The following is a 25,018-nucleotide window of genomic DNA, read 5'->3' on the forward strand; positions in this document are numbered from 1 at the left end:
TTCATTGCGATTTACCGTTACAGGCTGGCAATCCGCGCGTGCTGCTCGGCCAGTTTGCCCAGGGCCTGTTCAGCCTCGGCCAGTTTGGCGCGTTCCTTCTCGATGACTTCGGCCGGGGCCTTGTCGACGAAACCGGCGTTGGACAGCTTGCCGCCAACCCGCTGGACTTCGCCCTGCAGACGCAGGATTTCCTTGTCCAGGCGCGCCAGTTCAGCAGCCTTGTCGATCAGGCCGGCCATCGGCACCAGCACTTCCATTTCGCCGACCAGTGCGGTGGCGGACAGCGGTGCTTCTTCGCCAGCGGCCAGGACGGTGATCGATTCCAGACGCGCCAGCTTCTTCAGCAGCGCTTCGTTCTCGGTCAAACGGCGCTGGTCTTCGGCGCTGACGTTTTTCAGGTAGATCGGCAGTGGTTTGCCCGGGCCGATGTTCATCTCGCCACGGATGTTACGCGTGCCGAGCATCAGCTCCTTGAGCCACTCGATGTCGCTCTCGGCAGCCGGATCGATGCGCTCTTCATTGGCCACTGGCCAAGGTTGCAGCATGATCGTCTTGCCCTGAATACCGGCCAGCGGTGCAATGCGCTGCCAGATTTCTTCAGTGATGAACGGCATGAACGGGTGCGCCAGACGCAGCGCCACTTCCAGTACGCGAACCAGCGTGCGACGAGTGCCGCGCTGGCGCTCGACCGGAGCGTTTTCGTCCCACAGCACAGGCTTGGACAATTCCAGATACCAGTCGCAGTATTGGTTCCAGATGAACTCGTACAGCGCTTGCGCCGCGAGGTCGAAACGGAACTGATCCAGTTGACGGGTGACTTCGGCTTCGGTGCGCTGCAGTTGCGAGATGATCCAGCGATCTGCCAGCGACAGTTCGTAGGCTTCGCCGTTCTGGCCGCAGTCTTCGCCCTTATCCAGAACATAACGCGCGGCGTTCCAGATCTTGTTGCAGAAGTTGCGATAGCCTTCGACGCGGCCCATGTCGAACTTGATGTCGCGACCGGTGGACGCCAGCGAGCAGAAGGTGAAGCGCAGGGCGTCGGTGCCATAGCTGGCGATGCCGTCGGCGAACTCGTCGCGGGTCTGCTTCTCGATCTTCTTCGCCAGTTTCGGCTGCATCAGACCCGAGGTGCGTTTCTGCACCAGCGTTTCCAGGTCGATGCCGTCGATGATGTCCAGCGGGTCAAGGACGTTGCCCTTGGACTTGGACATCTTTTGGCCTTGGCCGTCGCGCACCAGACCATGCACGTAGACGGTCTTGAACGGCACTTGCGGCGTGCCGTCTTCGTTCTTCACCAGGTGCATGGTCATCATGATCATCCGGGCGACCCAGAAGAAAATGATGTCGAAACCGGTGACCAGCACGTCGGTGGAGTGGAATTTCTTCAGGAACTCGGTTTTCTCCGGCCAGCCGAGGGTGGAGAACGTCCACAGACCCGAACTGAACCAGGTGTCGAGAACGTCGTTGTCCTGTTGCAGCGCAACGTCCGGGCCAAGGTTGTTCTTGGCACGCACTTCGGCTTCATCGCGACCGACGTAGACCTTGCCCGACTCGTCGTACCAGGCCGGAATCCGATGGCCCCACCACAACTGACGGCTGATGCACCAATCCTGAATGTCGCGCATCCACGAGAAGTACATGTTTTCGTATTGTTTCGGCACGAACTGGATGCGGCCGTCTTCGACAGCGGCAATCGCAGGCTCTGCCAAAGGCTTGGTCGACACGTACCACTGGTCGGTCAGCCACGGCTCGATGATGGTGCCGGAGCGGTCGCCTTTCGGCACTTTCAGGCCGTGGTCGTCGACGCTGACCAGCAGGCCGGCGGCGTCGAACGCGGCAACGATCTGCTTGCGCGCTTCGAAACGATCAAGGCCGGCGTATTCAGCCGGGATCTTGCCGTCGATGCTCTCGTTCAGCGTGCCGTCGAGGTTGAACACCTGACAGGCGGGCAGTACGTGGGCATTCTTGTCGAAGATGTTCAGCAGCGGCAGGTTGTGGCGCTTACCGACTTCGTAGTCGTTGAAATCGTGGGCCGGGGTGATTTTCACGCAGCCGGTGCCGAATTCAGGATCGCAGTAATCGTCGGCGATGATCGGGATGCGACGGCCAACCAGTGGCAGCTCGACAAACTTGCCGATCAGGGCTTTGTAGCGCTCGTCGTTCGGGTTTACCGCGACGGCGGAGTCGCCGAGCATGGTTTCCGGACGGGTGGTCGCGACGATCAGAAAATCGTTGCCTTCAGCGGTTTTCGCGCCGTCAGCCAGCGGGTACTTGAGGTTCCACAGGAAACCTTTCTCGTCGTGGTTTTCCACTTCGAGGTCGGAAATGGCCGTGTGCAGCTTGGTGTCCCAGTTGACCAGACGCTTGCCGCGATAGATCAGACCGTCTTCGTGCAGGCGCACGAACGCTTCTTTAACCGCTTCGGAGAGACCGTCGTCCATGGTGAAGCGCTCGCGGCTCCAGTCAACGGACGAGCCGAGGCGACGGATCTGACGGCTGATGTTGCCACCGGATTCATCTTTCCATTCCCAGATTTTCTCGAGGAATTTCTCGCGGCCGAGGTCGTGACGGCTCTGGCCCTTGGCTTCGAGTTGACGTTCCACCAGCATCTGCGTGGCGATACCGGCGTGGTCGGTGCCCGGCTGCCACAGGGTGTTACGACCCTGCATGCGGCGGAAACGGATCAGAGCATCCATGATCGCGTTGTTGAAACCGTGACCCATGTGCAGGCTGCCGGTGACGTTCGGCGGCGGGATCATGATGGTGTAGGAATCGCCCGCGCCTTGCGGGGCGAAGTAGTTCTCGGACTCCCAGGTGTTGTACCAGGAAGTTTCAATGGCGTGCGGCTGGTAGGTCTTATCCATGCGCGGCGGGACCCTATTGGCATTTATTCAGGAAAAGCCGGGAAGTATAGCCGTGGGGGCAGCTGCAAGCTACCAGCCACAAGCTGCAAGGAGAGAGTGGCGGTTGCTTTGGCTTTGGCTTGCAGCTTAAAGCTTGCCGCTCGTAGCTGCGGCGAGTAGCCGTTCCATCCGCGCATCGAGGCGGCGTTTGATTTCGGTTTCGATGTGCGGGGCGAAGTCGTCGATCACGTCTTGCATGATCAATTGCGCAGCGGCGCGCAATTCGCTGTCCAGGTGTAGGAGGGCATCCGGGCCTTTATCGACAGAGGCTGCAGGTTGCGCAACCGGTGCCGGTGGCGGTTCGGTGGCTGGGGGTACGTTGCCGACCGAGTCGAATAGCATCGGAATCTGTTCCTGCTCACCGTCATCGACCGTGTCGGTCAGCAGTGGCGGTTGCAGGTTGTCATCGCCGAGCAACTGGCGGATTGATTCGAGATCATCCAGCAAGTGCGCGGACTTTTGCTGCGGTTTCGGAGTGTCCATTGGAATGCTCAGAGTCGCTGTAAACGGTGATCTTGCAGAGGATAGCCCTGTTCGCGGTAGAAGCGAAAACTCTCCCGCGCAGCGGCGCGAATGGTCGGATCTTCTACCACCACTTCCGCCACGCGGGCGAATTTGCTGGCGAAAGCCGGGACCTTCAGGTCGAGATTGACCAGCAGGTCTTGATGCTGACCACAGTCATCGCCCAGCCCCAGGAAAATCAAACCGTCCGGTTCGCTGTCGGCCGGGCCATGCGGCACGAAGCTCTCGCCCTTGAACGCCCACAGGCGTGCATCGAGATCGTCACGCTGAGCGGCATCGCTGCAATGCAGGTAGATGCGGTGGCCCATGCGCCAGGCTTTTTCGGTGAGCTTGCAGGCAAAGTCCAGGCGCGCGGAAGGATCGGCGCTGGGCAGGATATAGAAGTCGACTTTGGTCATTGCGATTCCAGAGCGGCAAGCGGCGTCACCCGAAAGTGACGCCGCTTGTCAGCGGTTTCAGGCTTTGGCGCGGTCCAGCAGGTATTGGGTCAGCAGAGGCACCGGACGGCCAGTGGCGCCCTTGTCCTTGCCGCCGCTGGTCCACGCGGTGCCCGCGATGTCCAGGTGCGCCCAGTTGAGGTTCTTGGTGAAACGCGACAGGAAGCACGCAGCCGTGATGGTGCCGGCTTTCGGCCCGCCAATGTTGGCGATGTCGGCGAACGGGCTGTCCAGCTGTTCCTGATACTCGTCGAACAACGGCAGTTGCCAGGCGCGGTCGTCGGCAGTCTGGCCGGCGCTGAGCAGTTGACCGATCAGTTCGTCGTTGTTGCCCAGCAGGCCCGAAGTATGGGCACCCAGAGCAACCACGCAAGCGCCGGTCAGGGTGGCGATGTCGATCACCGCTTGCGGCTTGAAGCGCTCGGAGTAGGTCAGGGCATCGCACAGCACCAGACGGCCTTCGGCGTCGGTGTTGAGGATTTCCACGGTCTGGCCGCTCATGGTGGTGACGATGTCGCCCGGACGGGTCGCATTGCCGCTTGGCATGTTTTCGGCGCAGGCGAGGATGCACACCAGGTTGATCGGCAGTTTCAGCTCGAGTACGGCGCGCAGGGTGCCGAACACGCTGGCAGCACCGCCCATGTCGTACTTCATTTCGTCCATGCCGGCGCCCGGTTTCAGGCTGATGCCGCCGGTGTCGAACGTGATGCCTTTACCGACCAGCGCGTAGGGCTTTTCGGATTTCTTGCCGCCGTTGTATTGCATGACGATCAGGCGCGGCGGCTGTTCGCTGCCCTGGCCGACGGCGTAGAACGAGCCCATGCCCAGGGATTTGATCTTCTTCTCGTCGAGGACTTCGACTTTCAGATCCTTGAACTCTTTGCCCAGATTCTTGGCTTGCTCGCCAAGGAACGTCGGGTGGCAGATGTTCGGCGGCAGGTTGCCCAGGTCGCGGGTGAAGGCCATGCCGTTGGCGATTGCAGTGGCGTGGGTCACGGCGCGCTGTACTTCGGCTTGTGCAGCCTTGATGGTCAACAGGGTGATTTTTTTCAGGGCGCGCGGTTCGGCTTTCACGCTTTTGAACTGATCGAAGCAGTATTTGCCGTCGACCAGGGTTTCGGCCAGCAGACGGGTTTTACCGTAGCTGTCGCGACCCTTGACGATGACTTCGTCCAGCGCCAGCACGGCATCGGTGCCATTCAGGCCTTTCAGGGTGTTGAGGATGCCGGCCACGATTTTGCGGAACGGGCGATCGCCCAGTTCTTCATCTTTGCCGACGCCGACCAACAACACGCGCTCGGCTTTGAGGTTCGGCAGGCTGTGCAGCAGCAGGCTCTGACCGACCTTGCCGGCCAGATCGCCACGCTTGAGGACGGCGCTGATGGCGCCACCGCTCAGTTCGTCGACCTGTTTGGCAGCAGCGCCGAGTTTGCGGCCTTCGCCGACGGCAACCACCAGGGTGGCGGTTTTCAACGTTTCTGGGCTAACGCTTTTTACAACCAGTTCCATGTCCGGATCCCTGAATGAATGGTCAACACGCAGGCGTTCGACGGTGTTCGCATTCGCCTGCTTATAAATAGAAGAGCGCAGGCCAAAGCCTGCGACAAGGGCCGCAGTTTGAACCTCGCTCCCCGCGCCTGACAACCCTAGGGGGCGTTCTCAATTAGTTTCTACACCGCGTTGTCGCCTTAACGCAGGCCATGCAAGGCGCAGGCCGCTGGGAATGGTGGTTCCCTTTCCAAGGCCTGCAACGCAGATTGGCCGGCTTTAAGGCGCAACTCGGCGCGGTGTGAAAACTAATTGAGAGCGCCCCCTAGGTTGCACGATCTTCAACGTATTGCGTGCGAGGATGAGTGTGCGCAGTGACAGGCGCCCTCAATCACAGGATAATGCCGCATCTTTTTCCGACGGCTCTGCGTTGCGGGCCGGTCGGTGTGTTTGCTTGTTTGGCCGCCTTAGCCTGACAACCCTGGAGTGTCTGGTTTGATCGTCTTCCGTTATCTGTCCCGCGAAGTTCTGTTGACCCTCAGTGCCGTGAGTGCGGTGCTGCTGGTCATTATCATGAGCGGTCGCTTTATCAAATACCTCGCGCAGGCCGCTGCCGGTCAGCTCGATCCGGGCTCGCTGTTCCTGATCATGGGCTTTCGCCTTCCGGGCTTCCTGCAACTGATTCTGCCGCTGGGCCTGTTCCTCGGGATCCTGCTGGCCTACGGTCGCCTGTACCTCGAAAGCGAAATGACCGTGCTCTCGGCCACCGGCATGAGCCAGCAGAAGCTGCTGCGCATGACCCTGTTTCCGGCGACGCTGGTTGCGCTGGTCGTGGCATGGCTGAGCCTGGGCCTGGCGCCGCAAGGTGCCAACCAGTTCCAGTTGCTGCTGAACAAGCAGGACGCGCTGACCGAATTCGACACCCTGGAGCCTGGTCGCTTCCAGGCCCTGCGCGACGGCACTCGGGTGACTTACACCGAAACCCTGAGCGATGATCGCGTCAATCTGGGCGGCGTGTTCATCTCGCAGAAGAACCTCGGCGCCGATCAGAAGGACCGCGGGATTTCCGTGCTGGTAGCCGAGTCGGGTCGTCAGGAAATTCGCCCCGACGGCAATCGCTACCTGATCCTCGATAACGGCTATCGCTACGACGGCAGCCCGGGCCAGGCTGATTACCGCGCCATTCATTACGAGAACTATGGCGTGCTGCTGCCCAAGCCGGACGTCAGCGAAGAAGTCACCGACCGTGACGCCATGCCGACGTCGTCCTTGCTGGGCAGTGACGACATCCGCTCCAAGACCGAACTGCAATGGCGCCTGTCCTTGCCGTTGCTGGTGTTTATCGTGACCCTGATGGCGGTGCCGCTGTCGCGAGTCAATCCGCGTCAAGGGCGCTTCCTCAAGCTTCTGCCGGCGATTCTTCTTTATATGGCTTACCTGACCATCCTGATTGCCGCGCGCGGCGCCCTTGAAAAAGGCAAGATCCACCCGACGCTCGGCTTGTGGTGGGTGCATGCGATCTTCCTGTTCATCGGCCTCGGCCTGCTCTACTGGGAGCCGCTGCGCCTGAAGATGGCCAGCCGTCGTGCCGCTGCGCTGGAGGTGGCACGTGGTTAAACTCGACCGCTACATCGGCAGCAGCGTGTTCATGGCGATCATCGCTGTGCTGGCGATCATTCTCGGCCTGGCGACACTGTTTGCCTTCATCGATGAAATGGGCGACGTCAGTGAAACCTATACCTTGGTTGACGTGCTGGGCTTCGTGCTGCTGACCGCACCGCGTCGTCTTTACGAAATGCTGCCGATGGCGGCGTTGATCGGCTGTCTGATTGGCCTCGGCAGTCTGGCCAGCAGCAGTGAGCTGACCGTGATGCGCGCCGCGGGTGTGTCCATTGGCCGTATCGTGTGGGCGGTCATGAAGCCAATGCTGGTGCTGATGCTGGCCGGCGTGCTGATCGGCGAATACGTCGCGCCAGCCACTGAAAGCATGGCCCAGGCCAACCGCTCGCTGGCTCAGGGCAGTGGCGACGCGCAAAGCGCCAAGCACGGCATGTGGCACCGTCAGGGTGAAGAGTTCATCCACATCAACGCAGTGCAACCCAACGGCCTGTTGTATGGCGTGACCCGCTACCACTTCGACAAGGAGCGCCACCTGCTGAGTTCGAGCTTTGCCAAGAAGGCTGAGTTCGACGGCGATCACTGGCAGCTCAGCGACGTGTCGACCACCAAGTTCAATGAGCGCAGCACCGAAGTCGTGAACATGCCAACCGAGCGTTGGGATGTGGCACTGAGCCCGCAATTGCTCAGCACCGTGGTAATGGCGCCGGAATCGCTGTCGATCAGCGGTTTGTGGGGTTATATCCACTATCTCGCTGAACAGGGCCTGAGCAATGGTCGTTACTGGCTGGCATTTTGGGTCAAGGTGTTGCAGCCGCTGGTTACCGCTGCGCTGGTACTGATGGCGATCTCCTTTATCTTCGGCCCGTTGCGTTCGGTGACCTTGGGTCAGCGTGTGTTCACGGGTGTGTTGGTGGGCTTCACCTTCCGCATCGTCCAGGATTTGCTCGGCCCATCGAGCCTGGTGTTCGGTTTCTCGCCCTTGTTTGCGGTGCTGGTACCGGCCGGGGTCTGTGCGCTGGCGGGTGTCTGGCTGCTTAGACGAGCCGGTTGATGAACAAGTTTTCATCCACTGTTTAACCTTGAAAACGCCTCGGTCGACAGATCGGGGCGTTTTTGCATGCAATCCGGGTGACAGGTGAACGTGACGCTTGCGCCGTGTATCAGGTACAATTCCCGGCTATTTTTCGGCGGGCTATGCCTGCAGCCTTTTTGAGTGTTGATCCGTGAGTGATTTGAGTCATATCCGCAATTTCTCCATCATCGCCCACATTGACCATGGCAAGTCGACGCTGGCCGATCGCTTCATCCAGATGTGCGGCGGCCTGGCCGAGCGTGAAATGGAAGCCCAGGTACTGGATTCCATGGATCTGGAGCGTGAACGCGGGATCACCATCAAGGCCCACAGCGTCACCCTTTATTACACCGCCAAAGACGGCATCAAATATCAGCTGAACTTCATTGACACCCCGGGCCACGTCGACTTCACCTACGAAGTCAGCCGTTCCCTGGCTGCATGCGAAGGCGCATTGCTGGTCGTCGACGCGGGGCAGGGTGTTGAAGCCCAGTCCGTGGCCAACTGCTACACCGCGATCGAGCAGGGCCTTGAGGTCATGCCGGTACTGAACAAGATCGACCTGCCACAGGCCGACCCTGATCGCGTCAAGGACGAGATCGAGAAGATCATCGGCATCGACGCCACTGACGCCGTCACCTGCAGCGCCAAAACCGGCCTGGGTGTCGACGAAGTGCTCGAGCGTCTGGTGCACACCATTCCTGCGCCAACCGGCAATATCGAAGATCCGCTGCAAGCGTTGATCATCGATTCCTGGTTCGACAACTACCTGGGCGTTGTTTCCCTGGTGCGTGTCCGTCATGGTCGCGTGAAGAAGGGCGACAAGATCCTCGTCAAGTCCACCGGCAAGATCCATCTGGTCGACAGCGTTGGCGTGTTCAACCCGAAACATACCGCCACGGCTGATCTGAAGGCCGGCGAAGTGGGCTTCATCATCGCCAGCATCAAGGACATTCACGGTGCGCCGGTAGGTGACACCCTGACGCTGAGCTCGACGCCGGACGTTGAAGTGCTGCCAGGCTTCAAGCGCATCCAGCCGCAGGTTTACGCCGGTCTGTTCCCGGTCAGCTCCGACGACTTCGAAGATTTCCGCGAAGCGCTTCAGAAGCTGACCCTCAACGACTCGTCGCTGCAGTACACCCCGGAAAGCTCCGACGCACTGGGCTTCGGCTTCCGTTGCGGCTTCCTCGGCATGCTGCACATGGAAATCATCCAGGAGCGACTCGAGCGCGAGTACAACCTGGACCTGATTACCACGGCGCCGACGGTAATTTTCGAGCTGCTGCTCAAAACCGGTGAAACGATTTACGTCGACAACCCATCCAAGCTTCCGGATGTGTCTTCGATCGAAGACATGCGCGAGCCGATCGTGCGGGCCAATATTCTGGTGCCGCAGGAACACTTGGGCAACGTCATCACCCTGTGCATCGAGAAGCGTGGCGTTCAAGTCGACATGCTGTTCCTCGGCAATCAGGTGCAGGTCACCTACGACCTGCCGATGAACGAAGTGGTCCTGGACTTCTTCGACCGTCTCAAATCCACCAGCCGCGGCTATGCTTCGCTGGACTACCATTTCGATCGTTACCAATCGGCTAATCTGGTGAAACTGGATGTGCTGATCAACGGCGACAAGGTCGATGCCCTGGCGTTGATCGTGCACCGTGACAACTCGCACTACAAAGGTCGCCAGTTGACCGAGAAGATGAAAGAACTGATTCCGCGTCAGATGTTCGACGTCGCGATCCAGGCCGCCATTGGTGGTCAGATCGTTGCCCGGACAACCGTCAAGGCACTCAGAAAGAACGTATTGGCCAAATGCTACGGTGGTGACGTCAGCCGTAAGAAGAAACTGCTGGAGAAGCAAAAGGCCGGTAAGAAACGCATGAAGCAGGTCGGCAACGTGGAAATTCCACAAGAAGCCTTCCTTGCAGTGCTCAGGTTGGATAGTTAGGTCCTATGTCACTAAATTTCCCGCTGTTGCTGGTCATCGCCGTGTTCGTCTGCGGCCTGTTGGCGTTGCTTGATCTGTTGATCCTTGCGCCGCGTCGGCGTGCTGCCATTGCCTCCTATCAGGGCAGCGTCAGCCAGCCTGACGGGGTGGTGGTCGAGAAACTGAACAAGGAACCGCTGCTGGTTGAATACGGCAAGTCGTTCTTCCCGGTGTTGTTCATCGTGCTGGTGCTGCGTTCGTTCCTGGTGGAACCGTTCCAGATCCCATCCGGCTCGATGAAGCCGACCCTGGACGTCGGCGACTTCATTCTGGTGAACAAGTTTTCTTACGGGATCCGCCTGCCGGTGATCGACAAGAAAATCATCGAAGTCGGTGATCCTCAGCGTGGCGATGTGATGGTGTTCCGCTACCCGAGCGACCCTGCCGTCAACTACATCAAGCGTGTAGTGGGCCTGCCGGGCGACACCGTGCGGTACACCGCTGACAAGCGTCTGTTCGTCAATGGCGAGTCGATTGCCGAGCAACTGGTCGGCTCCGAGCCGGGCACGCTGGGCAGCGCAGAGCTCTACAAGGAAAAACTCGGCGCTGCCGAGCACCTTATCCGCAAGGAAATGAGCCGCTACCGCACCCCGCCGGATCGTACGTGGACAGTGCCTGCCGGGCACTACTTCATGATGGGTGACAACCGCGACAACTCGAACGACAGCCGTTACTGGGATGATCCGAACATTCCCAAGGATCTGCTGGGCATGGTTCCCGACCAGAATATCGTCGGCAAGGCCTTCGCGGTCTGGATGAGCTGGCCGGAACCGAAACTCAGCCACCTGCCGAATTTCTCGCGGGTTGGCCTGATCAAGTAATCACACACGGCGCTGTTGACCACAGCGCCGAATGCATTTCTGGAGTCGACACAATCGGCTTCGCAATCGCCAGGATTTAATTTTTGAACACAGCGTTAATTGTCCCAGGCCTGCGCCGTATCCCGGCGATGGCGGTGGAATCCAGCTTTGAACACAGCGTGGGTAAACCGTGAGCGCCTCATTAAGCCGTCTCGAGCGTCAGCTCGGTTACACCTTCAAGGATCAGGAGTTGATGCTCCTGGCCCTTACGCACCGCAGTTTTGCCGGGCGCAACAACGAACGCCTGGAATTCCTCGGTGACGCCATCCTCAATTTCGTCGCCGGCGAAGCATTGTTTGATCGCTTCCCCCTCGCCCGCGAAGGCCAGTTGTCGCGTTTGCGCGCACGTTTGGTGAAAGGTGAGACGCTGGCCGTACTGGCTCGCGGTTTCGACCTCGGCGATTATCTGCGTCTGGGTTCCGGAGAACTGAAAAGCGGCGGTTTTCGTCGCGAATCGATTCTGGCCGACGCCCTTGAAGCGCTGATCGGTGCGATTTACCTCGACGCCGGCATGGACGTCGCCCGCGAACGCGTACTGGCCTGGCTGGCCGGCGAGTTCGAAGGCCTGACGCTGGTCGACACCAACAAGGATCCCAAGACCCGCCTGCAGGAACATCTGCAATCGCGCGGTTGCGACCTGCCACGTTACGAAGTGGTGGATATCCAGGGTGAGCCGCACTGCCGAACCTTCTTCGTTGAATGCGAAGTTGTCTTACTGAATGAAAAAAGCCGAGGTCAGGGTGTGAGCCGTCGTATTGCCGAACAGGTAGCGGCCGCCGCAGCACTGATTGCCCTGGGCGTGGAGAATGGCAATGACTGATACAAACGCAACTCGCTGTGGCTATGTTGCCATCGTCGGCCGTCCCAACGTGGGCAAGTCCACGCTGCTGAACCACATCCTGGGCCAGAAGCTCGCGATCACCTCGCGCAAGCCGCAGACCACTCGCCACAACATGCTCGGGATCAAGACCGAGGGTGACGTGCAAGCGATCTACGTCGACACCCCGGGCATGCACAAGGGTGGCGAAAAGGCGCTGAACCGCTACATGAACAAGACCGCTTCAGCGGCGTTGAAAGACGTCGACGTGGTGATCTTTGTGGTCGACCGCACCAAGTGGACCGACGAAGACCAGATGGTTCTGGAGCGCGTGCAGTACGTGACCGGCCCGCTGATCGTCGCGCTGAACAAGACCGACCGCATCGAAGACAAGGCCGAGCTGATGCCGCACCTGTCTTGGTTGCAGGAACAGCTGCCGAACGCGCAGATCATCCCGATTTCGGCGCAGCACGGGCACAACCTTGAAGCACTGGAAAAGGTGATTGCCAACCACCTGCCGGAAAATGATCACTTCTTCCCCGAAGACCAGATCACCGACCGCAGCAGCCGTTTCCTGGCCGCCGAACTGGTGCGCGAGAAAATCATGCGTCAGATGGGCGCCGAGTTGCCGTACCAGATCACCGTCGAGATCGAAGAATTCAAGCAGCAGGGCAAGACTCTGCACATCCACGCCTTGATCCTCGTTGAGCGTGATGGCCAGAAGAAGATCATCATCGGCGACAAGGGCGAGCGCATCAAACGCATTGGCACCGAAGCGCGCAAGGACATGGAGCTGCTGTTCGACTCCAAGATCATGCTCAACCTGTGGGTCAAGGTGAAGGGCGGCTGGTCCGACGACGAGCGTGCATTGCGTTCGCTGGGTTACGGCGACCTGTAAGCACTGATTTCAAGAACACCGATACTCACTGTGGGAGCGAGCCTGCTCGCGAAGAGGATGTAACATTCAGCATTGATGTTGACTGTCACTCCGCTTTCGCGAGCAGGCTCGCTCCCACAGTGGTTTTGGGTTGTGTGTAAAACTGCGTTTCTTCATCGAGAACTCAATGTCGCAAAGCCCACCTCCCGCCCAACCCGCCTACGTCCTCCACTCACGCGCCTACCGCGAAACCAGCGCTTTGGTGGACTTCCTCACGCCGCAAGGTCGGCTGCGGGCGGTGTTGCGCAGTGCGCGGGGCAAGGCCGGGACACTGGCGCGGCCATTCGTGCCGCTGGAAGTGGAGTTTCGCGGCAAGGGTGAACTGAAGAACGTCGGGCGCATGGAGAGTGCCGGAACCGCGACCTGGATGGTCGGCGAGGCACTGTTCAGTGGCCTCTATCTCAACGAACTGTTGATTCGCTTGCTGCCCGCCGAAGATCCGCATCCGGCAGTATTCGATCACTACGCCGCCACGCTGTCGGCCTTGGCTGAAGGTCGACCGCTGGAACCCTTGCTGCGCTCCTTCGAGTGGCGATTGTTGGATGATCTTGGCTACGGGTTTTCCATGAGCACTGATGTTCACGGCGAACCTGTCGCGCCGGACGGACTTTATCGCCTGCAAGTGGATGCAGGGCTTGAGCGCGTCTATCTGTTGCAACCGGGGCTGTTCAATGGCACCGAACTGCTGGCCATGGCTGAAGCCGATTGGTCGGCCCCCGGTGCATTGTCCGCTGCCAAGCGTTTGATGCGTCAGGCATTGGCCGTTCACTTGGGCGGCCGCCCCCTCGTCAGTCGCGAACTGTTTCGCAAGCCCTGATCTCACCGTATGCTGTGCGCCGAATCTCTCAATTCAGGAGCGCATCCGTGACCACCAGCAATCGCATTCTTCTTGGCGTGAACATCGACCACGTCGCCACCCTGCGTCAGGCCCGTGGCACGCGCTATCCGGATCCGGTCAAGGCTGCGCTGGACGCTGAAGAGGCGGGCGCCGACGGCATCACCGTGCACCTGCGTGAAGACCGCCGCCACATTCAAGAACGCGATGTGCTGCTGCTCAAGGATGTGCTGCAAACCCGCATGAACTTCGAAATGGGCGTCACCGAAGAAATGATGGTGTTCGCCGAGCTTATTCGCCCGGCGCACATCTGCCTGGTACCGGAAACCCGTCAGGAACTGACCACTGAAGGCGGTCTTGACGTAGCGGGGCAGGAAGCGCGGATCAAGGCAGCGGTTGAGCGTCTGTCGAAAATCGGCAGCGAAGTGTCGCTGTTCATCGACGCCGACGAGCGTCAGATTGCTGCGTCCAAACGTGTTGGCGCACCGGCGATTGAACTGCACACCGGACGCTATGCCGACGCTGAAACCCCAACGCAAATCGCTGAAGAGTTGAAGCGTGTAGCGGACGGTGTGGCGTTTGGTCTGGCGCAGGGGCTGATCGTCAATGCCGGTCACGGTCTGCACTACCACAACGTTGAAGCGGTGGCGGCAATCAAGGGCATCAACGAATTGAACATCGGCCATGCGCTGGTGGCGCATGCGTTGTTCGTGGGTTTCAAGTCTGCAGTGGCTGAGATGAAAGCGCTGATTCTGGCGGCTGCCAAACACTAAGCGGCAACGCAACCCCACCTGTGGGAGCGAGCCTGCTCGCGAAAGCGGTGTATCAGTCAAAGATGATATCGACTGACACGACGCCTTCGCGAGCAGGCTCGCTCCCACATTTGTTTTTGGGGTGTTTTTTAAAGTGGGGCAGGTTCTTGCGCAGGCTTGGACTTGTCGATCGCCGGCACATGCAGGTTGCCCTCGGCCACTTGATCACCCTCAAGCTGCGGTTGGGTCACCCAGGTCAGGATGTCGTAGTAACGACGGATGTTCGCCACGAAATGCACGGGCTCGCCGCCTCGGGCATAGCCGTAGCGGGTTTTGCTGTACCACTGCTTCTGGGACAGACGTGGCAGGATTTTCTTTACGTCCAGCCACTTGTCCGGATTCAGACCTTCCTTGGCCGTCAGTTTGCGCGCGTCATCCAGATGACCGCTGCCGACGTTGTACGCCGCCAGTGCAAACCAGGTGCGATCCGGCTCCTTGATCGAGTCATCAAGCTGATCCTTCATATAAGCCAGGTACTTGGCGCCGCCCATGATGCTCTGCTTCGGATCGAGGCGGTTGGATACACCCATCGCCTGAGCAGTGTTCTGGGTCAGCATCATCAAGCCGCGCACGCCGGTTTTCGAGGTGACCGTCGGTTGCCATAGCGATTCCTGATAACCGACGGCCGCGAGCAGGCGCCAGTCGACTTTCTCTTTCTTCGCGTAGTTCTTGAAGTGTTGTTCGTATTTCGGCAGGCGCTGCTGCAAGTGCTGGGCAAACGTGGTGGCGCCCATGTAACCGAGCACGTCAACGTGGCCGTAGTAGCGGTCTTTCAAGCGCTGCAGGGTGCCGTTCTTTTGCACCTTGTCCAGATAGTTGTTGATCTCGTTGAGCAGGCTGTTGTCTTCGCCCGGGCCTACAGCCCAACTCTGGCTGCGCGCGTCGCCAAGGTCGAAGGCCACGCGGATGTTGGTGAAATACACCTGATTCATCGCCACTTCGTTGGAGTCGACCAACGTCAGGTCGATCTGGCCTTCATCGACCATGCGCAACAGGTCGACCACCTCGACAGCGTCGGACTCTTCGTATTCGATGCCGGGAAATTTCTGTTTCAGCTCGGCCAGTTGCTCGGCGTGGGTGCTGCCCTTGAGCACCATGATCTTCTTGCCGACCAGATCCGCGGCGTCGGTCGGCCGCGACTGGCCGTTGCGATAGATGATCTGCGGAGTGACTTCGAGGTAGGAGTGGGAGAATCGCACCTGCTGCTTGCGCTGGTCGCTGCTGACCAGACCGGCAGCCGCCAGTACCGGCCCGTTGGGTTTGCCGATCTGGTTGAAGAGGTCGTCAAGATTGTCGGCGGTCTCGATTTTCAGTTCGACACCCAAATCGTCGGCAAAGCGCTTCACCAGCTCGTATTCGAAGCCGGTTTCACCACTGCGATCCTGGAAGTAGGTGGCGGGGCTGTTTCGGGTAACCACCCGCAGCACGCCATCCTCCTTTACGCGCTCGAGTGTGTTGGGTTTATCAACACAGCCGCCGAGCATCAGGAAGAGTCCGGTTGCGATCAGCCATTTGGCGTACCGCGGACGCAAAGCCGTTGGGAAAAACATTTGCGCAGTATACGCAAAGGACTGCGGGCGCCATATCTCGACAGTGCAGGGCGACTCTGCTAGAGATCACAAAACCAGCCGAAACCCCGCAGAAACGGGCGTGAAGGGCATTTTGTTACAGTAAAAATTAACGTTGTTCACTTGCCCCGTAAATTTGACTCTCGAGGCAGAAACACAGATCGACACCCGAGTGCAACCGTGCGTAGCGTTTCGGGTGATGTTGAGGGCGGTTTAGGCTAGAATGCACGGCCTCAAAGCACACCCCTTCCCGAGGCTGTCCCGAAGATGTTGATCCTGCGCGGCGCTCCTGCCCTTTCTGCCTTTCGCCACAGCAAACTCCTTGAGCAACTGAGCCAGAAAGTTTCGGCTGTCAGTGGCTTATATGCTGAATTCGCTCACTTCGCCGAAGTTACCGGCGTCCTGACCGGCGACGAACAGCAGGTGCTTGCGCGCCTTCTGAAGTACGGTCCAAGTGTTCCGGTTCAAGAGCCGACCGGCCGTCTGTTCCTGGTGTTGCCGCGGTTCGGTACCATCTCGCCATGGTCGAGCAAGGCCAGCGACATTGCCCGCAACTGCGGCCTGAGCAAGATCCAGCGTCTGGAGCGCGGCATCGCGTTCTACGTTGCCGGTCAGTTCAGCGACGCCCAAGCGCAGCAGATTGCTGATGTATTGCATGACCGCATGACGCAAATCGTCCTCGGCAACCTTGAGCAGGCAGCCGGTCTGTTCAGCCACGCCGAGCCGAAGCCGCTGACGGCGATCGACATCCTCGGCGGCGGTCGCGCCGCGCTGGAAAAGGCCAACACCGAACTGGGCCTGGCCCTGGCTGAAGACGAAATCGACTATCTGGTCAACGCCTTCAACGGTTTGAAGCGCAACCCGCACGACATCGAACTGATGATGTTCGCCCAAGCCAACTCCGAGCATTGCCGCCACAAGATCTTCAACGCCAGTTGGGATATTGATGGTGAAAACCAGGAAAAAAGCCTGTTCGGCATGATCAAGAACACCTACGTGATGCACAGCGAAGGCGTTCTGTCGGCTTATAAGGACAACGCCTCGGTGATCGTCGGCAACGTTGCCGGCCGTTTCTTCCCGAACCCTGAAACCCGCCAGTACGGCGCGGTGCAGGAGCCGGTGCACATCCTGATGAAGGTTGAAACCCACAACCACCCGACCGCGATTGCCCCGTTCCCGGGCGCATCCACCGGTTCTGGCGGCGAGATCCGTGACGAAGGCGCAACCGGTCGTGGCGCCAAGCCAAAGGCTGGCCTCACCGGTTTCACCGTATCCAACCTGCAGATCCCGGGCTTCGAACAGCCGTGGGAAGTGCCGTACGGCAAGCCTGAGCGCATCGTTACTGCCCTCGACATCATGATCGAAGGCCCGCTCGGTGGCGCCGCGTTCAACAACGAATTCGGTCGTCCGGCCCTGACGGGTTACTTCCGTACCTTCGAACAATCGATTACCACGCCGCACGGTGACGAAGTTCGCGGTTACCACAAGCCGATCATGCTGGCCGGCGGTATGGGTAACATTCGCGAAGAACACGTCAAGAAAGGCGAAATCGTCGTTGGCTCCAAGCTGATCGTGCTCGGCGGCCCGGCGATGTTGATCGGTCTGGGCGGCGGCGCGGCTTCCTCCATGGCCACCGGCACAAGCTCGGCGGATCTGGACTTCGCTTCCGTACAGCGTGAAAACCCTGAGATGGAGCGTCGCTGCCAGGAAGTGATCGACCGTTGCTGGCAATTGGGTGACAAGAACCCTATCAGCTTCATCCACGACGTCGGCGCGGGCGGTCTGTCCAACGCCTTCCCGGAACTGGTCAACGATGGCGAGCGCGGTGGCCGTTTCGAACTGCGCAACATTCCAAACGACGAGCCGGGCATGGCCCCGCACGAAATCTGGAGTAACGAATCCCAGGAACGCTACGTGCTGGCCGTCGGCCCTGAAGACTTCGCGCGCTTCCAGGCGATTTGCGAACGTGAGCGTTGCCCGTTTGCCGTCGTTGGTGAAGCCACCGCCGAACCGCAACTGACCGTCACCGACAGCCACTTCGGCAACAACCCGGTGGACATGCCACTGGAAGTGTTGCTGGGCAAAGCCCCGCGCATGCACCGTTCGGTTGTTCGTGAAGCCGAGTTGGGTGATGACTTCGATCCGTCGAATCTCGACATCACCGAAAGCATCGAGCGCGTTCTGCATCACCCGGCTGTTGCGAGCAAGAGCTTCCTGATCACCATCGGCGACCGCACCATCACCGGCCTCGTTGCTCGTGACCAAATGGTCGGCCCATGGCAGGTTCCGGTGGCCGACGTTGCCGTTACCGCCACCAGTTTCGACGTGTACACCGGTGAAGCGATGGCGATGGGCGAGCGCACTCCGCTGGCTCTGCTGGACGCTCCGGCGTCGGGCCGCATGGCCATCGGTGAAACCCTGACCAACATTGCCGCCTCGCGCATCAACAAGATCTCCGACATCAAACTGTCGGCGAACTGGATGTCCGCCGCCGGCCACCCGGGTGAAGACGCACGTCTGTACGACACCGTGAAAGCGGTCGGCATGGAACTGTGCCCTGAGCTGGGCATCACCATTCCGGTGGGCAAGGACTCGATGTCCATGGCCACGCGCTGGAATGACAACGGTGAAGAAAAAACCGTGACCTCGCCAATGTCGTTGATCGTGACCGGTTTCGCGCCAGTGGCTGACATTCGTCAGACCCTGACCCCGGAACTGCGCATGGACAAGGGCACCACCGACCTGATCCTGATCGACCTCGGTCGCGGTCAGAACCGCATGGGTGCCTCGATCCTCGCTCAGGTGCACGGCAAACTCGGTTCGCAAGCGCCGGACGTCGATGATGCTGAAGATCTCAAAGCTTTCTTCGCGGTGATCCAGGGCCTCAACGCCGACGGTCACCTGCTGGCTTACCACGACCGTTCCGACGGTGGTCTGCTGACCAGCGTCGTGGAAATGGCCTTCGCCGGTCACTGCGGTCTGAGCCTGAACCTTGATGGTCTGGCTGAAACCTCGGCTGACATCGCCGCGATCCTGTTCAACGAAGAACTGGGTGCCGTGATCCAGGTTCGTCAGGACGCCACGCCAGACATCCTCGCGCAGTTCAGCGCTGCCGGTCTGGGCGACTGCGTGTCGGTGATCGGTCAGCCAATGAACAACGGCCAGATCAATATCACCTTCAACGGTGACACCGTGTTCGAAGGCCAGCGTCGTTTGCTGCAACGTACCTGGGCTGAGACCAGCTACCAGATCCAGCGTCTGCGCGACAACGCCGACTGCGCCGAACAAGAGTTCGACGTGCTGCTGGAAGAAGACAACCCGGGCCTGAGCGTCAAGCTGAGCTACGACGTCAATCAGGACATCGCCGCGCCTTACATCAAGAAAGGCATCCGCCCACAGGTTGCCGTGCTGCGTGAGCAGGGCGTCAACGGTCAGGTGGAAATGGCCGCCGCGTTCGACCGCGCCGGTTTCAACGCGATCGACGTGCACATGAGCGACATTCTGGCCGGCCGTGTCGACCTGAACGAGTTCAAAGGCCTGGTGGCTTGCGGCGGTTTCTCCTACGGCGACGTACTCGGCGCCGGTGAGGGCTGGGCCAAGTCGGCACTGTTCAACAGCCGCGCCCGCGATGCGTTCCAGGGTTTCTTCGAGCGCAACGACAGCTTCACCCTCGGCGTGTGCAACGGTTGCCAGATGATGTCCAACCTCCACGAGCTGATTCCGGGCAGCGAGTTCTGGCCGCACTTCGTGCGCAACCGCTCCGAGCAGTTCGAAGCGCGTGTGGCGATGGTGCAGGTTCAGGAGTCGAACTCGATCTTCCTGCAAGGCATGGCCGGTTCGCGTATGCCGATCGCCATCGCTCACGGTGAAGGTCACGCCGAGTTCTCCAGCGAAGAAGCACTGCTGGAAGCCGATCTGTCCGGTTGCGTGGCGATGCGTTTCGTCGACAACCACGGCAAGGTCACTGAATCGTATCCGGCCAACCCGAACGGTTCGCCGCGCGGGATTACCGGTCTCACCAGCCGTGATGGCCGTGTGACGATCATGATGCCGCACCCGGAACGTGTGTTCCGCGCAGTGCAGAACTCGTGGCGTTCGGAAGACTGGAATGAAGACGCACCTTGGATGCGTATGTTCCGTAATGCTCGCGTGTGGGTGAACTGAGGCCTGTGTACAAGCTGGCGTTTTTCGTTCCTGACAGTCATGTCGAGGTGGTCAAAGGGGCTGTGTTCGCTGCCGGTGGTGGGCGGATCGGTGACTATGACCACTGTGCCTGGCAGGTGCTCGGGTCTGGTCAGTTTCGGCCTTTGGACGGCAGTCAGCCGTTCATTGGTGAGGCGGGGCAGGTCGAGCAGGTTGAGGAATGGAAGGTTGAGCTTGTGGTGGCGGATGAGTTGATCGTTGCTGTTGTGGCGGCGTTGAAGCTCAGCCATCCGTACGAGACACCGGCTTATGAGGTATGGCGGCTGGAAGATTTCTGATAGCCGCTTGAACAGGAAACCCGCAGATGAGTGATTGTCTGCGGGTTTTTTGTTGCCTGCGATTTGAAGGGCGACTTCATTTCGCTGTGGGAGCTTGCCAGCGATGGCGCCCTTATAGGCGACCATGCTTTGGCTGGTTGTGTGAATATCCGTTTCTTCGGGTGCTGCGGCTGGCGGTTTCGCCCTTACGGCGACTCACTTTTTTACAAGCGCCTAAAAAAGTAAGCAAAAAACGCTTGCCCCAACGTTCGGCCCACTCGCTGGGGCTCGGGGTTCCTTCGTTCCGGGATTGATCCGGGCGCATCGTCTCCGGTTTGCTGCGCTGCACCTCCTCTCGATGTGTTTGGCTTCACCAAACGGTCGCTGCGCTCCCACCCCCGGATCAATCCCGGAACGAAGCCTGCCGACGGGGCCGGTGGATCAAGATCAGAGCGGCAGCCGAGCTTGCGCTCATCCTGTTGAGTGGTGGAAGAGCATGCGATCGGCTTTTGTTCTGTGTTGGGGCTGCCCCTCACGCCAGCCCTCTTCCGAGGGAGAGGGGGCCGATTTGTGGGCTTTTCAAAATCGGAGTGCGGCTGAGTATGTCCTGTCGGCGTAGTTCATCCAGACGCCTCGGTCAGTCCCCACTGCGATTAGCTTTTTGGATACAACTCACCCTCGACCATTCTGAGCACGGCACTGTGTAAGCGCTTGAACAGCCCTTCTAACGCGCGGGCAGACTCTGGATTCAAGCGCTCATGCAGCAATGTGACTTCACAAATACTGCACGCCGCCGCTAAATCCTGCGCACCTACCGTGGCCAACGATCCGTTTATCCGATGCAAATGGCTAACCAGTTTTGAGTTGTCAGACGCTTGCATGGCCAGTTCGGCCTGCATCAGGTCTTCTTGCATGGTTGCGACAAACAAACGGTGCATGGCTGGCGATAGCGTCATCCAGCCCTCAAGATCATCAGTTTGTAGATCGGGTGCATCTTCCTCGACTGCCTGCGGAGCAACGGGCGCAGGTTGCCGGGTAAAATCTGACAAGGTCTGAAGCAGTGTCTTGAGGTTCAAGGGTTTGACCAACCATGCATTCATCCCGACCGCGAGACAATGTTCTCCCTCTTCACGCAGGGCATTGGCGGTTACACCAATAATCGGCACGTCCGGGTCCAGATGGCGCAAGCGTTGAGTGAGCTGATAACCATTGAGCTTGGGCATGTTGACGTCGGTGATAACAAGATCAAATGCAGACTCCTGCCAGCGCTGCAAGGCTTGTTCGCCATCCTCAGCCAAGGTAACCCGAGCACCAAGTGCCTCAAGTTGTTCCTTGAGAATCTCGCGGTTAACGGGGTTGTCTTCTGCAACCAACACATTCAAATCCAGTTCTTCAGCAGGCTGAGAGACCTTGAAACACAGCTCAGGGGCGGCGCCTTGCGCCAATTGCATCAGGGTTCTGGCAATAGCGCGGATGTCATAAGCGTTGACCTCCCAGCCGTACACCGTTTTTTTCGGATGACTCGTCGCAGTTCCCTTTGCAACGACGCTCACACCTGACCATGGCGCTGCCGTCAGTGGATCCGGCTCGACGTCCAGTAATACGGCATTGCTGTCTTCATAGCCTGCCGCCGGCAAAGTCTGAGCCCTTGCGCCCCAAAGGCTGAGCCATTCGATCAGGCTCTGCCCTAGATCCTTGAGCGGCGCTCGCACATAGAGACTCACCCCATGAAGATCAATGTCCGCACAGTTGGACAACGTGCCTTTAACCACGGGCAAACGTATATGGAGTGAGAAGCTGCTGCCCAACCCGGGCTCGCTGACCACGCGCAAGTTAGCGCCCATCATTTCACTCAGTCGAGCGCAGATAGACAAACCCAAACCAGCACCGCCAGAGCGCTCGCTTCCTCCCACTTGAGAAAAAGGCTTGAACAGGAGGGGCAACTGCTGATCGCTGATCCCGACTCCGGTGTCGGAAACCTGCCACTGCAGCGACACATGGTCGTCTTCGATGTCCGTCACTTTCAGCCTGAGGACCACACGACCGAAGTCAGTAAACTTGATCGCGTTACTCAGCAGGTTGTTAATGATTTGCCGGATTCGCACAGCATCGCCGCACAACAGAGGCGGTAAGGATGCGTCCGCACAGGCAAATATCTTCAGGCCTTTATTGCTTGCCGCTGCGGCATAGCTGCGTACGACGTCTTCAAACAAATCCAGAGGACTGAACGTTTTGGGTTCGACCGCCATTTGCCCGGACTCGATCTTGGATACATCCAATACATCGCTGATAAGTTGAAACAACACGGCCGATGAACGCTGGATCGTGTTCAGGTATTCGTGCTGACGGTCACTAAGAGGGGTTCTTTCAAGCAACTCAAGGTTGCCGAGCACGCCGTACAAAGGTGTGCGAATTTCATGGCTCATGGTGGCCAGAAACAGGGTTTTGGCTTTGCTGGCCTCATCGGCAGAACGCCGTGCCTGTTCCATCATATTGGCATCGTCTACATGCCGAGTGATGTCGTTAAAACCGCACAGAACGACGTCTCTGCCCTGATAACGGGTGAAGGCAAAACAGACCTGGAGATAACGACCGGCAACCTCAAGTTGAACCTCACCCGGTTCGAGGTTCGCATAATTGCGCCTCAAGAGGGCAATCAGTTCAGGTGTGCCCTGCCATTGCTGTGCACGCTGATTTTCCAGCAACACGGCCCTCGTATCGCGCAGTACCACACACAGCCCGACGGGTGCATTGTCGAGCATGACTCGATTGAACTCTTCACTTTCAGCCAGTGACTGACTGGAGCGTTGAGCAGGCTCAATAATCCGCAAGCGATACCAGCGGTTCAGATACCAACCAAGGATCCCGAACAGCAAGACCAGAATTGCAGCGCCTGACAACGGCCACTTGGCGTAACCAAAAAACTTCTGGTAGCTGATGGTATATAAGCCGATCCAGGGGGCCGCCCCGCCCGAACTCAACTTGAAGTGCAAACCGTCGGGCTCAAAGCTCAACCCAAAAGGCAGCTCCTGTACATCCTGATCGTTGCCAAGCAATACATCACCAGCAGGCGATATCAACGTCAGGCGACTGTTGCTGGAGCGCATCAATAACCGCTCAAGATCATTGATATCGCTGACATCCAATAGGGCGGTCAGTATGACTGAGTCATCATCCTCAGGCGCAGGCAGGAAGCGATGTGAGAGGTCAACACCGATAGCCCCCACAATATATTTACGTTTTTGGATGAGTCCCGCCGGGGCTCGCATCCATAGTAATTGCTGGTTCTCAAGCATCCGGCTTTGGGGTATCAGTTGGTCATACAGGCGTTTGGTGATATCGAAGAAATTATCTTTCTGCAGCAGTGGAAGCTGCCGCGCCCCCTGAATTCCAGGCACTGCAATGGTGAACTGGGCCGTTGGTGAAAACACAAACACTTGCGGCGCTGCGTAATAGGATTCGGACCAGTACGCGGCAAAAAGATCGGTCAGTTGAACGCCAAACGAGTAGACCCCCGTCATTTGATCAGAGGTGAACTTGTCTCTCTGGCTGACCGTAAAAGGCAGTGATTTGGCCGTGTCGCTGTTCTGAAACAGGCGTTCATCGGCTTGGCTCATCAACTCGATATGTGAACTCGGTTTGCTATCCGGCAGCAGGTTCTTACCGCCTTGGCCATAGCTCTCTGCGGCAGTGCGCAAAAAAGCTTCATGCTCCTGAATGCTTTCCATCAACCGCGCAAAGTGAAAATCGGTTTTCTCACTCTCTTCTTTCAACACCCGGTTAACCGCCCAAAAACTCATGCTTACCAGCAACAGGGCCAGCCCGGTCAGCAGGAACAACAGTTTATTGAGTCTGAGTGAGCTCAGTGCCAATGCACCGAGGCGTACTTTTGCTTGCTTCATGGAAGGTGCCTATCGAGAGCTTTACAGACCAAGGATACAGAGCGTTCTAAAACAGGAATCGTCTGATGGGGTTCGCCACCCACACGTTGCATCCTTTGCAACACCTGCTGCGGCGAGCCCATGGCAGGGAGGGGCTGTTAAAAACGGATATGACACATAACTTTGTAGAGGATATCTCTCATGTTTCAAACAATCGGCAAATACACCGCTCTGTGTGGTTCAACGCTGCTGATCGCCATGGCAGCGGCTACTACTCAAGCGGCCGATGGCCAAGTTGAATTCACCGGTACTGTTAACGATAACGCCTGCACCATTAACAGCGAAAGCGTGAAAAAGTCGGTTGATATGGGCCAGGTTCGTATCGCTGACTTTGCCAACACCGTAGGTGCCACTGCCGGAGAAACGCCGTTCTCGATTTCTCTGGAGAACTGCAGCGGTTCGACCCTGAAAAACGCTTCTATCAAGTTCAGCGGCCAACAGGCTGCAACGGACGCCACCGTTCTGGGCATGGTCGGCGCTAACCAGGTCAAAGGTATCGGTATCCAGATCGCCGACGCCCGTACTGGCGACAAACTGCCGTTGAACACCGCGAGCACCGATTACGTGTTGCGCCCACAGTCCAACACGTTCGACTTCAAGGCGTCCTACGTACGTCTTGTTGCTGATACCCCGGGTGCAGATGGCGCTCCTGATACCCGCGGCATCGGAACGGGTACGGTCAATGCGCTGGCTACCTTCGACGTTACCTACAAGTAACGCGTTTTTTTAACGCAGGAGTCCGTGGCTCGGCCCGGG

At 58.8% G+C, this 25,018-nt stretch carries 17 protein-coding genes; 11 read left to right on the top strand and 6 right to left on the bottom strand.

Annotated elements, in window-relative coordinates; genetic code table 11:
* Positions 1-17: 17 nt before the first annotated feature.
* From AB4P97_RS00720 to AB4P97_RS00735, 4 genes are all read right to left on the bottom strand, one after another.
* A complete protein-coding gene (locus tag AB4P97_RS00720; protein ID WP_042557780.1) occupies positions 18-2,864 on the bottom strand; it encodes a valine--tRNA ligase in 2,847 nt (948 codons plus the stop codon).
* 126 nt (positions 2,865-2,990) lie between these two features.
* The gene (locus AB4P97_RS00725; RefSeq protein WP_047299840.1) at positions 2,991-3,386 is read right to left on the bottom strand and encodes a hypothetical protein; all 396 of its coding nucleotides are present in this window, start codon (positions 3,384-3,386) and stop codon (positions 2,991-2,993) included.
* An 8-nt stretch (positions 3,387-3,394) separates the two neighbouring features.
* The gene (locus AB4P97_RS00730; protein ID WP_042557782.1) at positions 3,395-3,823 is read right to left on the bottom strand and encodes a DNA polymerase III subunit chi; all 429 of its coding nucleotides are present in this window, start codon (positions 3,821-3,823) and stop codon (positions 3,395-3,397) included.
* 57 nt (positions 3,824-3,880) lie between these two features.
* Entirely contained in the window at positions 3,881-5,371 is a 1,491-nt protein-coding gene (locus AB4P97_RS00735) for a leucyl aminopeptidase (protein WP_042557783.1), read from the bottom strand.
* A gap of 474 nt (positions 5,372-5,845) precedes the next feature.
* Here AB4P97_RS00735 and lptF point away from each other — a divergent pair, with 474 nt between their 5' ends.
* The 8 genes from lptF to pdxJ all read left to right on the top strand — a co-directional run bounded on the left by lptF (position 5,846) and on the right by pdxJ (position 14,254).
* Positions 5,846-6,967 (top strand): LPS export ABC transporter permease LptF, encoded by a 1,122-nt coding sequence (lptF, locus tag AB4P97_RS00740; RefSeq protein ID WP_042557784.1) that lies wholly within the window; start codon positions 5,846-5,848, stop codon positions 6,965-6,967.
* On the top strand, positions 6,960-8,021 hold the full coding sequence (lptG, locus tag AB4P97_RS00745; RefSeq protein ID WP_042557785.1) for an LPS export ABC transporter permease LptG: 1,062 nt from the start codon (positions 6,960-6,962) through the stop codon (positions 8,019-8,021). The genes lptF and lptG overlap by 8 nt, the downstream gene beginning before the upstream one ends.
* A 172-nt stretch (positions 8,022-8,193) precedes the next feature.
* Positions 8,194-9,993, top strand: a complete 1,800-nt coding sequence (gene lepA / locus AB4P97_RS00750; RefSeq protein WP_042557786.1) for a translation elongation factor 4 — start codon at positions 8,194-8,196, stop codon at positions 9,991-9,993.
* Between the two features lie 5 nt (positions 9,994-9,998).
* Positions 9,999-10,853, top strand: coding sequence for a signal peptidase I (gene lepB / locus AB4P97_RS00755; protein ID WP_042557787.1), 855 nt, complete (start codon positions 9,999-10,001; stop codon positions 10,851-10,853).
* Between the two features lie 169 nt (positions 10,854-11,022).
* Positions 11,023-11,712: a ribonuclease III gene (gene rnc, locus AB4P97_RS00760; protein WP_042557788.1), complete on the top strand. Its 690-nt coding sequence runs from the start codon at positions 11,023-11,025 to the stop codon at positions 11,710-11,712.
* A complete protein-coding gene (gene era / locus AB4P97_RS00765) occupies positions 11,705-12,607 on the top strand; it encodes a GTPase Era (RefSeq protein WP_042557789.1) in 903 nt (300 codons plus the stop codon). Before rnc ends, era begins: the two co-directional genes overlap by 8 nt.
* Positions 12,608-12,773: 166 nt before the next feature.
* Positions 12,774-13,463, top strand: coding sequence for a DNA repair protein RecO (recO, locus tag AB4P97_RS00770; protein ID WP_042557790.1), 690 nt, complete (start codon positions 12,774-12,776; stop codon positions 13,461-13,463).
* 47 nt (positions 13,464-13,510) lie between these two features.
* A complete protein-coding gene (gene pdxJ, locus AB4P97_RS00775) occupies positions 13,511-14,254 on the top strand; it encodes a pyridoxine 5'-phosphate synthase (RefSeq protein ID WP_042557791.1) in 744 nt (247 codons plus the stop codon).
* 128 nt (positions 14,255-14,382) lie between these two features.
* Here the strand turns inward: pdxJ and mltF are convergent, their stop codons facing one another.
* The gene (mltF, locus tag AB4P97_RS00780; RefSeq protein ID WP_080895990.1) at positions 14,383-15,843 is read right to left on the bottom strand and encodes a membrane-bound lytic murein transglycosylase MltF; all 1,461 of its coding nucleotides are present in this window, start codon (positions 15,841-15,843) and stop codon (positions 14,383-14,385) included.
* Positions 15,844-16,128: 285 nt separating this feature from the next.
* Between mltF and purL the strand changes: the two genes are divergently transcribed.
* Both purL and AB4P97_RS00790 read left to right on the top strand, forming a co-directional pair.
* Entirely contained in the window at positions 16,129-20,025 is a 3,897-nt protein-coding gene (gene purL, locus AB4P97_RS00785; RefSeq protein WP_042557792.1) for a phosphoribosylformylglycinamidine synthase, read from the top strand.
* Positions 20,026-20,030: 5 nt separating this feature from the next.
* Positions 20,031-20,342 carry a YqfO family protein gene (locus tag AB4P97_RS00790; RefSeq protein ID WP_042557793.1) on the top strand — a complete coding sequence of 104 codons (312 nt, stop codon included), beginning with the start codon at positions 20,031-20,033 and terminating at the stop codon, positions 20,340-20,342.
* A gap of 632 nt (positions 20,343-20,974) precedes the next feature.
* Here the strand turns inward: AB4P97_RS00790 and AB4P97_RS00795 are convergent.
* Positions 20,975-24,223 (bottom strand): response regulator, encoded by a 3,249-nt coding sequence (locus AB4P97_RS00795; protein ID WP_042557795.1) that lies wholly within the window; start codon positions 24,221-24,223, stop codon positions 20,975-20,977.
* Positions 24,224-24,403: 180 nt separating this feature from the next.
* Between AB4P97_RS00795 and AB4P97_RS00800 the strand changes: the two genes are divergently transcribed.
* Positions 24,404-24,979 (top strand): fimbrial protein, encoded by a 576-nt coding sequence (locus tag AB4P97_RS00800; protein ID WP_042557796.1) that lies wholly within the window; start codon positions 24,404-24,406, stop codon positions 24,977-24,979.
* Positions 24,980-25,018 lie beyond the last annotated feature (39 nt).

This window comes from Pseudomonas sp. A1230 (genome assembly GCF_044218825.1).
Lineage (GTDB): Bacteria > Pseudomonadota > Gammaproteobacteria > Pseudomonadales > Pseudomonadaceae > Aquipseudomonas > Aquipseudomonas iridis.